Origin of the sequence: Roseomonas chloroacetimidivorans (genome assembly GCF_049629625.1) — a bacterium.
In the GTDB taxonomy this organism is placed as follows: Bacteria; Pseudomonadota; Alphaproteobacteria; order Acetobacterales; family Acetobacteraceae; genus Roseomonas; species Roseomonas chloroacetimidivorans.
Genome location: NZ_JBNBZS010000020.1, coordinates 26300 through 38260 on the forward strand (window position 1 = coordinate 26300; position 11961 = coordinate 38260).

The 11961-nt window shown below is 69.1% G+C and carries 11 protein-coding genes; 9 read left to right on the plus strand and 2 right to left on the minus strand.

The genetic code is table 11. The features are described 5' to 3' along the window. Positions 1 to 86 precede the first annotated feature (86 nt). The 6 genes from ACO1BU_RS16455 to ACO1BU_RS16480 all read left to right on the plus strand — a co-directional run bounded on the left by ACO1BU_RS16455 (position 87) and on the right by ACO1BU_RS16480 (position 4644). Positions 87 to 929 (plus strand): dihydroorotate dehydrogenase electron transfer subunit, encoded by an 843-nt coding sequence (locus ACO1BU_RS16455; RefSeq protein WP_424137052.1) that lies wholly within the window; start codon positions 87 to 89, stop codon positions 927 to 929. Beyond that, positions 926 to 1873, plus strand: coding sequence for a dihydroorotate dehydrogenase (locus tag ACO1BU_RS16460; protein ID WP_424137053.1), 948 nt, complete (start codon positions 926 to 928; stop codon positions 1871 to 1873). The genes ACO1BU_RS16455 and ACO1BU_RS16460 overlap by 4 nt, the downstream gene beginning before the upstream one ends. Then, on the plus strand, positions 1852 to 3141 hold the full coding sequence (locus ACO1BU_RS16465) for a Zn-dependent hydrolase (RefSeq protein ID WP_424137054.1): 1290 nt from the start codon (positions 1852 to 1854) through the stop codon (positions 3139 to 3141). The genes ACO1BU_RS16460 and ACO1BU_RS16465 overlap by 22 nt, the downstream gene beginning before the upstream one ends. Next, the gene (locus tag ACO1BU_RS16470; protein WP_424137055.1) at positions 3138 to 3806 is read left to right on the plus strand and encodes an orotate phosphoribosyltransferase; all 669 of its coding nucleotides are present in this window, start codon (positions 3138 to 3140) and stop codon (positions 3804 to 3806) included. Before ACO1BU_RS16465 ends, ACO1BU_RS16470 begins: the two co-directional genes overlap by 4 nt. A 197-nt stretch (positions 3807 to 4003) precedes the next feature. Further along, entirely contained in the window at positions 4004 to 4510 is a 507-nt protein-coding gene (locus ACO1BU_RS16475) for a VOC family protein (protein WP_424137056.1), read from the plus strand. 11 nt (positions 4511 to 4521) lie between these two features. Then, positions 4522 to 4644, plus strand: a complete 123-nt coding sequence (locus tag ACO1BU_RS16480; RefSeq protein WP_424137057.1) for a hypothetical protein — start codon at positions 4522 to 4524, stop codon at positions 4642 to 4644. 86 nt (positions 4645 to 4730) lie between these two features. Here the strand turns inward: ACO1BU_RS16480 and secA are convergent, their stop codons facing one another. Both secA and ACO1BU_RS16490 read right to left on the minus strand, forming a co-directional pair. Further along, positions 4731 to 7475: a preprotein translocase subunit SecA gene (gene secA, locus ACO1BU_RS16485; protein WP_424137058.1), complete on the minus strand. Its 2745-nt coding sequence runs from the start codon at positions 7473 to 7475 to the stop codon at positions 4731 to 4733. A 158-nt stretch (positions 7476 to 7633) separates the two neighbouring features. Further along, on the minus strand, positions 7634 to 8176 hold the full coding sequence (locus ACO1BU_RS16490; protein WP_424137059.1) for an NAD(P)H-dependent oxidoreductase: 543 nt from the start codon (positions 8174 to 8176) through the stop codon (positions 7634 to 7636). A gap of 88 nt (positions 8177 to 8264) precedes the next feature. Here ACO1BU_RS16490 and ACO1BU_RS16495 point away from each other — a divergent pair, with 88 nt between their 5' ends. From ACO1BU_RS16495 to argJ, 3 genes are all read left to right on the plus strand, one after another. After that, positions 8265 to 9194, plus strand: coding sequence for a LysR substrate-binding domain-containing protein (locus tag ACO1BU_RS16495; protein WP_424137060.1), 930 nt, complete (start codon positions 8265 to 8267; stop codon positions 9192 to 9194). Positions 9195 to 9278: 84 nt separating this feature from the next. After that, entirely contained in the window at positions 9279 to 10238 is a 960-nt protein-coding gene (locus ACO1BU_RS16500; protein ID WP_424137061.1) for a peptidylprolyl isomerase, read from the plus strand. A 10-nt stretch (positions 10239 to 10248) separates the two neighbouring features. Next, a complete protein-coding gene (argJ, locus tag ACO1BU_RS16505) occupies positions 10249 to 11484 on the plus strand; it encodes a bifunctional glutamate N-acetyltransferase/amino-acid acetyltransferase ArgJ (RefSeq protein ID WP_424137062.1) in 1236 nt (411 codons plus the stop codon). Positions 11485 to 11961 lie beyond the last annotated feature (477 nt).

An 11961-nucleotide genomic window follows, 5' to 3' on the forward strand; every position in this document is an offset into this window, starting at 1 on the left:
CCGGATCGGCAGCGCCTCGGCCGAAATTCTCTTCTTTTGCGAGCGGCCCGGCGGGGCTTGGATGGGCCTTTGCTGGAGAGGGCGCCATGTCCATCCCAATATATACCGCCGAGGCCGGGCCGGCGCCGGCCGGCCGCCCCGTCGTTGCTGAGATGGCGGAGGTGCTGGCGCACCATCAGGTGAATGCCGAGTACCGCCATCTCGTCCTGCGCTGCGGGCCTCAGACCAGTTTTGCGGCACCAGGCCAATTCTTTCAGCTGCTCTGCCCGGCACCGCCGGGGGAGGCGCCTTTCCTGCGGCGGCCGATGAGCCTCTATGGCGCCGATCCGGCGGCGGGGACGGTGGAGTTCCTCTACAAGGTCACGGGGGCGGGGACGCGCGGGCTCGCGACGCTCTCACCAGGCGATCAGCTCGACATCATGGGGCCGCTGGGCCGGGGCTTCACGCTGGCGCCGGCCTGGCGGCATGTTGTCGCGGTGGGTCGGGGCGCGGGGCTGGCCACGCTGGCGCCGCTGGCCCAGGCGGCGCGGGCACGGGGCATTGGCGTGACGGCGCTGCTGAGCGCGCGGCGGCCGGATCTGATGGTGTCGGACGCGCTGTTCCAGCGCCAGGGCGCGCGCGTGCTGACCGTGACGGACCTGGAGGGAACGAGCGGGCCGGCCCATGTGGAGCGGCTGCTCCGCGGGCTGATCGCCGAGGGACGCTGCGATGCGTTCTTCACCTGCGGCTCCGCCCGGCTGCTGCGGGTGCAGCAGAAGCTGGCGCGGGAATTCGGCCTGCCCGGGCAGGTGGCGCTGGAGCAACAGATGGCCTGTGGGCTGGGCATGTGTTTCTGCTGCGTGCGCGACTTCCATTCGGAGGAGGGCATCGTCCACAAGCGGGTGTGCTGGGACGGGCCGGTCTTCGATCTTCTGGAGGCGGTGGCATGACGGACATGTCCGTGCAGGTCGGCGGGCTGACCCTGGCCAACCCGGTGATGCCGGCTTCGGGCACCTTCGCCGAAGGGCTGGCGCAGGCGGCGGACCTGAACGCGCTGGGCGCGCTGGTGACCAAGACGATCACGCGGGAACTGCGGGCGGGGAACCCGCTGCCGCGCGTGGCGGAGACGGCGGGCGGGATGCTGAATGCGATCGGCATTCCCTCCAAGGGCGTGCCCTATTTCCTGGAGCACACGCTGCCGGCGATGCGGGCTTTCTCGCCGCCGCTGGTGGTCAGCATTTCCGCGCCGACGGTAGAGGGTTTCGCGAGCCTCGCGGCGGAGATCTCCGTGCCGGGGGTGGCGGCGATCGAGGCCAATATTTCCTGTCCCAACATTGAGGAGGATGGGCGCGCCTTTGCCATGCGGGCCGAGTCCACGGCGGCGGTGATGCGGCGGCTGCGGGAGGCGACGCGCCTTCCACTCTGGGCGAAGCTGACGCCGAACACCGGGGATGTGGCGGAGGTGGCGCGGGCGGCCGAGGCGGAAGGGGCGGATGCGCTGGTGGTGGCGAATACCATCCTGGCCATGTCGGTGGACCTGGCCACCTTCAAGCCGCGGCTGGGCAATGTGATGGGCGGGCTGTCTGGTCCGGCGATCAAGCCGATTGTGCTGCGACAGGTCTATCAATGCGCGCGGGCCGTGCGGATCCCGGTGATCGGCTGCGGCGGGATTTCCACGGCGGAGGATGCGGCGGAATACATGATCGCCGGCGCCGCGGCCGTGCAGGTGGGCACGGCCACCTTCCTGAATCCCGGCGCGATGCAGGCGGTGATCGAGGGGCTGGACCGCTTCTGCGCGGCGCGGGGGATCGCGCGCGTGGCCGAGCTGACCAGCGCGATCAACCGTGAGGAAACGGACGAGGCGGAGTTGGAATGGACGGAGCCCTCCCCATGAGCGCGGTGCTGGAAATCGCGCCGGAACGGGCCATGGCGGAGCGGCTTTTCGCGCGGCTGGCCGAGGCGACAGGGGATGGTGTCGGCATCACGCGGGAGAGCTATGGGCCCGGGGAGTCGCTGGCCCTGGATATCGTCGAGGCGGAGGCGCGGGCGCAGGGGCTGGAAACCTGCCGGGATGCGGGCGCCAATCTGGTTGTCACACTGCCGGGGCGTGATCCGTCCCTGCCGGTCATCGCCTGCGGGTCGCATCTGGATTCCGTGCCGCAAGGCGGGAATTTCGACGGCGCGGCGGGGGTGATTGGCGGGCTGATGGCGCTGGCCCGGCTGCAGGCGGAAGGCTTCGTGCCCGAGCGCGGCATCACGCTGATGGCGCTGCGCGGGGAGGAGAGCGCCTGGTTCGGGCGCGCCTATATGGGATCGGCCGCGCTGTTCGGGCGGCTTTCGCCGGAAGATCTGGCGACGCCCCATGTGGTGACGGGACGGCCGCTGATCGACTGCATGCGCGATGCCGGGGTGGATGCGGATCGGGTGGCGCGCGGGGAGAAGCTGCTGGACCCGAAGAGCATCGCCGCCTGGCTGGAGATCCATATCGAGCAGGGGCCGGTGCTGGTGGCGCGGAACCTGCCGGTGGCGATCGTGACGGGCATTCGCGGCAACATCCGGCATCGTTCCGTGGAGTGCATCGGGGAGGCCGGGCATTCCGGCACCATCCCGCGCTGGCTGCGGCGGGATGCGGTGTTCGCGACGGCAGAGCTGATCACCCGGCTGGACCGGCACTGGCGCACCCTGCTGGAGCGCGGGCGGGATCTGGTGGTGACCTCCGGCGTGATCGGCACCGATCCGGCGGAGCATGCGCTGGCGCGGATTCCCGGGCGGCTGCGCTTTTCCATGGAGGCGCGAAGCCAGAGTGTCGAGACGCTGGAGGCCTTCTATGACCTCTTCCTCTCGGAATGCGCGGGGATCGGGGAAGAGCGGGGAGTGGAATTCCGCCTGGATCGCCGGCTTGATTCCGCGCCCGCACGGATGGATGAAGGATTGATCGAGCGACTCCGCGCCGGGCTGCGCGCGATGGGCCAGCCGGACGAGCCGATCCCAAGCGGGGCGGGACATGATGCGGCGGTCTTCGCGCAGGCGGGCATCCCCAGCGCGATGATCTTCATCCGCAACCAGCATGGCTCCCACAACCCGCGGGAGGCGATGGAGATGGAGGATTTCCTGATCGGCGCCGAGCTTCTCTATCGCACCCTGCGCGAGGCCGCGGCATGACGGGATCGGGCGATGCCATGGCGCGGCTTCTGCTGGAGGCAGGCGCCGTGCAGGTGAGCGACGAGCAACCCTTCATCCTGGCTGCGGGATGGGCGAGCCCAACCTATGTCGATTGCCGCCTGCTGATCGGGGAGCCGCGGCTGCGACGCGCGGCGACCGACCTGGCGGCGGCAGCGATTCGTGGGGCGCTGGGCCCGGCCATGCCGGACGCCGTCGCGGGGGCTGAGACCGCCGGGATACCCTGGGCCGCCTGGCTGGCCGAGGCGCTGGACCTGCCGCTGCGCTATGTGCGCAAGCGCCCACTGGGCATCGGCCGCAACGCCCAGGTGGAGGGCGGGCCGGTGGATGGCCTTCGCGTGCTGCTGGTGGACGACCTGATGACGGATGGCAGCAGCAAGGTTGCCTTCACGCGGGGGCTGCGGGCGGCGGGGGCGCAGGTCACCCACGGCCTCTGCCTCTTCCATCACGGCACCTTCCCGGGCGGGGCTGAGCGGCTGGAGAAGCTCGGGCTGAGCCTGATCGCCCTGGCGAGCTGGCGCGACGTGCTGGCCGTGGAAGGCGGGCTGCCGCCCCGGGCCCGTGCAACTTTGGAGCGGTTCCTGGCTGATCCTATCGCCTGGTCCGCCGCCCATGGCGGGCGCGCGACCCTGGCCAAGCCGTTCTGAGAGCGTAGCAGGCGAAGCCGGCCGGAGAGGCCGCCTTCCTCTCTTTCATTTCAGGTTCGTTGCAGACAGGCTGCTTAGGTCGGCGCCAGCCCCGGGAAGATACTGACCAGGCAACAGGCGCCGGCGATCCGGATCACCGGCCCGCGCGTGGCACATGGCTTGCCCTGCAAGGGCCAACTTGCAGGAAGCCGTTCCGAATGCCTGAGCAGGACACGCCACTCGTCGCCGGCCTCTTCCATGTTGCCATCAAGACGAGCGACCTCGCGGCGACTCTCGCCTTCTACAAGGGAATCATGGGGCTGGCCGAGGCGCACCGGCCCGATTTCGGATATCCCGGCGCCTGGCTGGCCGTGCCGCTGCCCGGCGGGCCCGCGCTGATGCACATTTATGCTGGCGGGCCGGCACTTGGGCCGGAAGGCGTGGCGCCGCACGGCACCGCGGCCATCGACCATGTTTCGCTCGCTTGCCGGGGCTATCACGGCTTCATCGCGCGCTTCCGTGCGGCCGGGCTGGACTGGCGGGAGTTCCTGGTGCCCGGCACCACGCTCTGGCAGCTCTTCGTCTATGACCCGTCGGGCGTGCAGCTGGAGCTGACCTTCGACGGCTCCACTGAGGCCGGCCCGTCGCCCGACATGTCGAAGGGGCGGCGCTACATCGCCGGATCCTCCTTCTTCGATCCCGCCACCTATCCGAAGCTCTCGTGAGGTCCCTGCGCATGAACCGTCGCAGCCTGCTTGGCGCTGCGACCGCCACGCCGTTCCTCGCCCGCGGGGCGCTGGCGGCCGATCCGGTGAGGATCGCCGTGTTCATGGTCCGGAAAGTAGGGGCTGGGATGTAGTCCCGGGGAGGCCGTTGCCTCCCCGGCGCGGGACAAACGCTTCGCCTTTGCCCCAGGGGTTCGGAAGGCAAAGCCTCCCAGGGGCATCAGCCCCGCCCGTGGCAGTGCTTGTACTTCTTCCCGGATCCGCAGGGGCAGGGCGCGTTGCGGGGCGTGCGGTCCCAGGTGGAGGGATCACTCGGGTCGACGCCTTCGGCCACACGGTCCGTGGTGACCGGAGCAGCGGAGCCGTAGTCGCCCGCCGTGTCCAGGCCGACCAGCGGGCCGAGCAGCGGGTCACTGAACTCCGGCGAGGGATGGCTCATATCCGTGAAGCTGATGGGCTCCGGGTTCGGCAGAGGCTGGTCCGGGGCCAGGTTCACCTGCATGAGCCAGCGCGTCGTCTCTTCGCGGAGTTCACCGAGCATGGCGTTGAAGAGGTTGAAGGCCTCGGACTTGTACTCGTTCAGCGGATCCCTCTGGCCATAGGCGCGCAGCCCAATGCCCTGGCGCAGATGGTCGAGGGCAAGGAGGTGGTCCTTCCAGACCTTGTCGAAGACCATCAGGAGGATGGACTTCTCCACCTCGCGCATACGCTCGATGCCGATATTGGCGGCGCGGGCGGCATAGGAGGTCTCGGCCGCCTCCATGATGCGCTCGCGGATCTGGGTCTCGTCGATCCCCTCCTCGCGGCCCCATTCCACGATCGGCAGGTCGAGGCCGAGGATCTCCAGCACGCGGGACTGCAGCCCCTCCGTCTCCCACTGCTCGGGATAGGCATTCTCGGGAATGGCGGCGGCGACCATGTCCTCGATCATCTCGCGGCGCATCTCCGCGATGGTTTCCTGGACATCGGCGGCCTGCATGAACGACTTGCGCTGGGCATAGACCTCCTTGCGCTGGTCGTTCATCACGTCGTCGTATTTGAGCAGGTTCTTGCGCGTGTCGAAGTTGCGCGCCTCGACCTTCTTCTGCGCCTTTTCCAGGGCCTTATTGATCCAGGGGTGGATGATCGCCTCCCCCTCCTTCAGGCCCAGCTTCTCCAGCATCCCGCCCATGCGGTCGCTGCCGAAGATGCGCATCAGGTCGTCTTCCAGGGAGAGGAAGAAGCGGGAGGCACCCGGATCGCCCTGGCGGCCGGAGCGGCCACGGAGCTGGTTGTCGATGCGGCGGCTCTCATGCCGCTCCGTGCCGATGACGAAGAGGCCACCGGCCGCCTTCACCTTGGCCGCGCTCTCCTCCACCTCGCGCCGGATCTCGGCCAGCCGCGCCTCGAACTCGGGGCCGGCGGGCTCGCCGGGGAAGGTGGCGCGGGCAAGCATCTCGGCATTGCCGCCGAGTTTGATGTCGGTGCCGCGTCCCGCCATGTTGGTCGCGATCGTGACCGCGCCCGGGCGGCCAGCCTGGGAGATGATGGCCGCTTCCTGCTCGTGGTAGCGGGCGTTCAGCACCTGGTGGGGCACGCCCTTCTTCTTCAGCAGGTCGGAGATTAGTTCCGACTTCTCGATGCTGGTGGTGCCGACGAGGCAGGGCTGGCCGCGCTCGCGGCATTCCTGGATCAGGGCCGCGACCGCCTCGTACTTCTCCCGGGCGGTGCGGTAGACCTCGTCGTCCGAGTCGATGCGGGCGACGGGGAGGTTGGTCGGAATCCCCACCACCTCCAGCTTGTAGATCTCGGCGAACTCGTCGGCCTCGGTGGCTGCCGTGCCGGTCATGCCGGAGAGCTTGGGATAGAGGCGGAAGTAGTTCTGGAAGGTGATGGAGGCCAGCGTCTGGTTCTCGGGCTGGACCTCAACGCCCTCCTTTGCCTCCAGCGCCTGATGCAGGCCATCGGAGTAGCGGCGGCCTTCCATCATGCGGCCCGTGAACTCGTCGATGATGACGAGCTTGCCGTCGCGCGAGACGATGTAGTCCACGTCCCGCGTGAAAAGGGTGTGGGCGCGCAGGCTCTGGTTCACATGGTGGACCAGGGTGACGTTGTGGAAGTCGTAGAGGTCGCCTTCCTCGAGCATCCCGGCCGCGGTCAGGGCCTCGGCCACCGCCTCATTGCCGGCCTCGGTCAGGGAGACGGTCTTGTTCTTCTCGTCCTTCTCGTAATTCGCCGGATCCTTCGCGATCTCCCGCACCACGGCATTGACGCGGTTGTAGAGGTCGGAGGTGTCGTCGGTGGGGCCCGAGATGATGAGGGGGGTACGGGCTTCGTCGATCAGGATCGAGTCCACCTCGTCCACGATCGCGTAGTTGAAGGGGCGCTGGACCATCTCGGCCAGCGAGTACTTCATGTTGTCGCGCAGGTAGTCGAAGCCGAACTCGTTGTTCGTGCCATAGGTGATGTCGCAGGCATAGGCCTGGCGGCGCTGCTGGTCGGTCTTGCCATAGACAATCGTGTCGACCGTCAGGCCAAGCCAGTTGTAGAGGCGCCCCATCTCTTCGGCGTCACGCGTGGCCAGGTAGTCGTTCACCGTGACCAGATGCACGCCCTTGCCGGTCAGGCCATTCAGATAGGCGGGCAAGGTGGCGACCAGGGTCTTGCCCTCGCCGGTTTTCATCTCGGCAATTCGGCCCTCATGGAGCACCATGCCGCCGATCAGCTGTACGTCGAAATGGCGCATGCCCAGGACGCGCCTGGAGGCCTCCCGGCAGACGGCGAAGGCCTCCGGGAGGAGGGAGTCCAGGCTCTCTCCATTGGCGAGGCGCTGGCGGAACTCGGGGGTCTTGGCCTTCAGCGCCTCGTCGGAGAGGGCGGCCATCTGGGGTTCCAGCACGTTGATGGCCGGCACCCGCGCCCGGTACGCCTTCAGGGCGCGGTCGTTCGAGGTGCCGAGGAAGGCGCGGGCAAGGCGGGCGAACATCGGGTCGGGCGGTCTCCGGCGCAACGCAAAGGGGGCGGCCGCCAAGAGGCCGCGGCGCGGCCGGCAGGGAAGGGGGCCGCGCCGGGCCCTGCGTGCAGGGGGGAGAGATAGGGAAGGGGGGGCGGCCGGTCAACGAAGCTGGCCGGGCCCCGGGTCCTTCAGCCCAGCCTGCCCAGTTCCCGCAGCCGGCTGGCATAGGCCCGTCCAGCCTCCGCCAGTACCGGTTCCGGGGCATGGCGGGCTTCATAGGCCAGGAAGGGCTCCTGCCAGACCAGGTTACAGCGATGGGCTGTGGAATGGAGCGGGCGCAGCAACTCCGGCAGCGAAAACAGATTCGCGCCCTCTGGCGAATAGGCCGAGGGACGGTTCCCCGCCGTCGCTGCCACCATCATCGCCCGCCCGGCGATCAGCGTGCCCTCGGTCCGGGCATTCACATAGAACATCCGCGTGAGCACGAGGTCCTGCCACGCCTTCAGCAGGGGCGGGGTCGAATACCACTGCACCGGGAACTGTAGGACGATCCGCCGCGCCGCCAGCAGCCGTGCCACCTCCGCATCTCCGTCGATCCGCCCATCGGGGTAGAGCCCCTCCAGATGCGCCACCTCTACCCCCGGCAGGGCGGAGGCCGCCTCCAACAGCGCGCGGTTAGCGCGGGAGGCCGCGAAATCGGGGTGGGAAAGCAGGATCAGGATCTCGGTCATCACGGTGGCTCCGCCTGTTGCCCCTCCCCATTGGGCCAGCCCGGATTATGCTTCCAACGGATAATTCATATGCCACATGATCGGTGAAATGAATGATCTCCGGTCCGTTGACCTGAACCTCCTCGTCATTCTCGAAGCCTTGCTGGAGGAAGCGCATGTCACCCGCGCCGCCCGCCGCCTCGCTCTCTCTCAGCCCGCTACCTCCAATGCGCTGGACCGCCTCCGTCATCTCTTCCGCGACCCGCTGCTGGAGCGGGGGCGTGGTGGCATGCGCCTCACCCCGGCCGCGGAGGCGCTGCGCCCCAGGCTACGCGAGGCCCTGGCCTTCGTACGGACCGTGCTGGACCGCCCGCCGGCGGACCTCTCCACCCTCAGCCAGACCGTGCGTCTGCTGATGGCGGACGCGCCCGCGGCTGCCCTGGCCGTCGCCCTGCATGCCCGCATGGCCGCCACCGCGCCCGGCATCACCCTCGCCATCCTGCCCTGGGCCGGGGCGGATGATGCGTTGAGCCGCCTGACGCGCGGTGAGGCTGATCTTGTCGCCTCCGTCCTGCCGCCGCTTGAGCCGCCCCTGCGCCAGCGCGCCCTGCTGGAGGAGCGCTACCGCGTGGCCATGCGCCGGGGCCATCCGGCGGCGGAGGGCTTCGACCTGCCGCGCTGGCTCGCCTATCCACATATCGTCGTTTCCGGCCGCGGCCTCGCGGAGACTCCCCTGGATGCCGTGCTGGCCGCGCGCGGCCTGTCCCGTCGGGTGGGAATGGTCGTGCCCAGCTTCCTCATGGTCCCGCCCCTGCTCGCCGGTTCCGACATGATCGCCATGCTGCCCGGCCGCTGCGTGCCGGAGGATGCGGCGCTGGTGACCCGGGACCCGCCGCTACCCGTCGAGGGCTTCCGCCTCGACCTCGCCTGGCATGACCGGCGTGGCGGGGACCTGGCGGTGCAGCACGTCGCCGGCGCCATGCGAGAGTTGTTCGGCCCGGGTCAGAGGACGGAACAGGGCCCGGACGCCGCGTTGTGACGACTCCGGCCCGGCGGTCCAGCTTGTAGGGGCGCGACCGCTCGGCCATGTTGCGGCCCCTTTCCGCCAAGGCTACCCCCCGCGATGCGCCGCCTTCTCCTCTCCTCCGCAGCCCTCCCGGCGCTGTGCCTCTCCGCCGGCCTCGCCCTGGCCCAGGCTCCATCCCCTGCCGCCCCCGCACCCGCGACCCCGGCCCAGGCTGCGAATGCCCAACCCGCCGATCCGGTGGTGGCGCGGGTGGATGGGCAGGAGATCCGCCTTTCCGACGTGCGGGAGGCCGCCGCCGAACTGCCGCAGGAGCTGCGAAACGCTCCTCCGGCCACGCTCTATCCGCTGATCCTGGACCAGCTGGTGGCCCAGAAGGCGCTCGTGGCCCGGGCCCGGGCGGAGGGGCTCCAGAACGATCCGGATGTGCAGCGCCGCATCACCCGCGCCACGGACCAGGAACTGCAGCAGGCGCTGCTGCGGCGGGAAGTCGCCCCGGCCCTGACCGAGCAGGCGCTGCGCCAGCGCTATGAGCGTGGGGCCGCCAATCGCCAGACGGAGGAGGAGGTGCATGCCCGCCACATCCTCGTGCCGACCGAGGCCGCGGCCCGTGCCGCGCTGGATGAGGTGCGCAAGCCCGGCGCCGATTTCGCCGAGGTGGCCAAGCGTCTTTCCACTGGTCCTGGCGCCCAGCGGGGCGGTGATCTCGGGTTTTTCAAGAAGTCGGACATGATCCCGGAATTCGCTGAGGTGGCATTTGCCCTGCAGCCCGGCCAGATCAGCGATCCGATCCAGACCCCCTTCGGCTGGCATGTCATCAAGGTGGAAGAGCGCCGCTCCGCGCCGCCGGCCAGCTTCGAGGAGAGCCAGGAAACGCTGCGCCAGGCGGCCTTCGAGGAGACGGTGAACGCCGCGGTCGAGCGCATCCGCAATTCCGCCAAAGTGGAGCGGTTCAACCTGGACGGCTCGCCGCAGCGGGCGCCCAGCCTGCTGGACGGCGCCTCGCCGCCCGCTCCGGCGGCGGCGCCCCCGGCCGCCGCACCGGCCCAGCGGCGCTGAGGAGAAGATTATGGCCCAGAACATCCCTGTTTCCCCGCTCAAGGTCGATCTGCCGCCGCTGCCGCCGCTAAAGGGCGTGCGGCTGGGCGTGGCCGAAGCCGGGCTGCGCTATCAGGGGCGGCCCGACGTGATGATGATGGAGTTCGCGCCCGGCACGACGGTGGCCGGCGTGTTCACCAGCAACAAATGCCCCGGCGCGCCGGTGGATTGGTGCCGCAGCGCGCTGAAGGGCGAGGCTGCCCGTGCGTTGGTGGTGAATGCCGGCAATGCCAATGTCTTCACCGGCCGCGCCGGGGTTGAGACGGTGGAGGCCACCGCCGCCGCCGCCGCCCACCTCGTGGGCTCCAAGCCCTCCGAGGTGTTCCTGGCCAGCACGGGCGTGATTGGCCAGGTGCTGCCGCATGAGAAGCTGACGGCGGCGCTGCCGGCGCTGCATGCCTCGCTGCAGGAGACGGGCTGGGCCGATGCTGCGCGCGGCATCATGACCACCGATACCTTTCCCAAGGCCTGCGCCCGCACGGCGACGATTCACGGGACCAAGGTGACGATCGTGGGCATCGCCAAGGGCAGCGGCATGGTGGCGCCGGACATGGCGACCATGCTGTGCTTCGTGGCGACCGACGCCGCCATTCCCGCCGCCGCGTTGCAGGCCTGCCTGCGCAAGGGTGTCGAGGCGAGCTTCAACCGCACCACGGTGGACAGCGACACCTCCACCTCCGACACGGTGCTGCTCTTCGCGACCGGGCAGGCGCAGCATGACCGCGTCTCCGCCCTCGCGACCTCGGCGCTGGAGGATTTCCAGATGCAGCTGGATGCACTGCTGCTCGACCTTGCCTTGCAGGTGGTGCGGGATGGAGAGGGGGCGCAGAAGCTGGTGAAGGTGACGGTGCGCGGCGCCGTCTCCGACAGCTCGGCCAAGCGCATCGGCATGGCCATCGCGAATTCACCGCTGGTGAAGACCGCCATTGCCGGCGAGGACGCGAACTGGGGCCGCATCGTCATGGCCGTGGGCAAGGCGGGTGAGCCGGCCGATCGGGACCGCCTGTCCGTTGCCGTGGGCGGGGTTTGGATGGCGAAGGCGGGCGGCGTGGTCGAGGGCTATGACGAGGCGCCGGTCGTCGCGCATATGAGGGGACGGGAGATCGATATCGAAGTCGATATCGGCCTGGGGCAGGGGGAGTCCACCGTTTGGACCTGCGACCTGACCCATGGGTATATCGATATCAACGGGTCGTATCGAAGCTAGAGACCGAATCCCAGCCAGAACAACGATCGAGTTTCCACCCGGACTTACCGGGTAGGGGAAGCTGAGAGACGCGTGTAGGACTGGCGCCGACACGCGTTTGGCAGACCGAGCCGGGACCTCAGCGGCTGTCCCTTTGGGTCACCGAGGTTCCCGGCCTGGGGCTTGTCCTTCAGCCCGTGGATGATCCTTAAGGCCCAGCATTCGCGGGCAAGCGGGTCACGGTGAAGGCAAGTGACCTCTCCGATGCGCGGCAGGTGGCGGTTGCGTTGAAGACTGGCCTATTGCTGCCGGCACTGACTCAGCCGCCAGCATCCAGGCACTTCCATTTCAGAGAGCGTTGTGGACGGGTGGCCGGCTTCTCTCCGAGCTGTTTCTCCGGGGCTGTTTACCCGGGGTGAGAAGCTGGTGCTGATAATCCATGGCCTTGGAGCGGCCATGGCGAGTTCTCAGGGGCGGTCGAAAAGGTCGCCCCGAGGA

Excerpts from the sequence above, each read along its gene's own strand:
- ACO1BU_RS16455 (WP_424137052.1), top strand. The coding sequence starts at position 87 with ATGTCCATCCCAATATATACCGCCGAGGCCGGGCCGGCGCCGGCCGGC.
- ACO1BU_RS16460 (WP_424137053.1), top strand. The coding sequence starts at position 926 with ATGACGGACATGTCCGTGCAGGTCGGCGGGCTGACCCTGGCCAACCCG.
- ACO1BU_RS16465 (WP_424137054.1), top strand. The coding sequence starts at position 1,852 with ATGGACGGAGCCCTCCCCATGAGCGCGGTGCTGGAAATCGCGCCGGAA.
- ACO1BU_RS16470 (WP_424137055.1), top strand. The coding sequence starts at position 3,138 with ATGACGGGATCGGGCGATGCCATGGCGCGGCTTCTGCTGGAGGCAGGC.
- ACO1BU_RS16475 (WP_424137056.1), top strand. The coding sequence starts at position 4,004 with ATGCCTGAGCAGGACACGCCACTCGTCGCCGGCCTCTTCCATGTTGCC.
- ACO1BU_RS16480 (WP_424137057.1), top strand. The coding sequence starts at position 4,522 with ATGAACCGTCGCAGCCTGCTTGGCGCTGCGACCGCCACGCCGTTCCTC.
- secA (WP_424137058.1), bottom strand. The coding sequence starts at position 7,475 with ATGTTCGCCCGCCTTGCCCGCGCCTTCCTCGGCACCTCGAACGACCGC.
- ACO1BU_RS16490 (WP_424137059.1), bottom strand. The coding sequence starts at position 8,176 with ATGACCGAGATCCTGATCCTGCTTTCCCACCCCGATTTCGCGGCCTCC.
- ACO1BU_RS16495 (WP_424137060.1), top strand. The coding sequence starts at position 8,265 with ATGAATGATCTCCGGTCCGTTGACCTGAACCTCCTCGTCATTCTCGAA.
- ACO1BU_RS16500 (WP_424137061.1), top strand. The coding sequence starts at position 9,279 with ATGCGCCGCCTTCTCCTCTCCTCCGCAGCCCTCCCGGCGCTGTGCCTC.
- argJ (WP_424137062.1), top strand. The coding sequence starts at position 10,249 with ATGGCCCAGAACATCCCTGTTTCCCCGCTCAAGGTCGATCTGCCGCCG.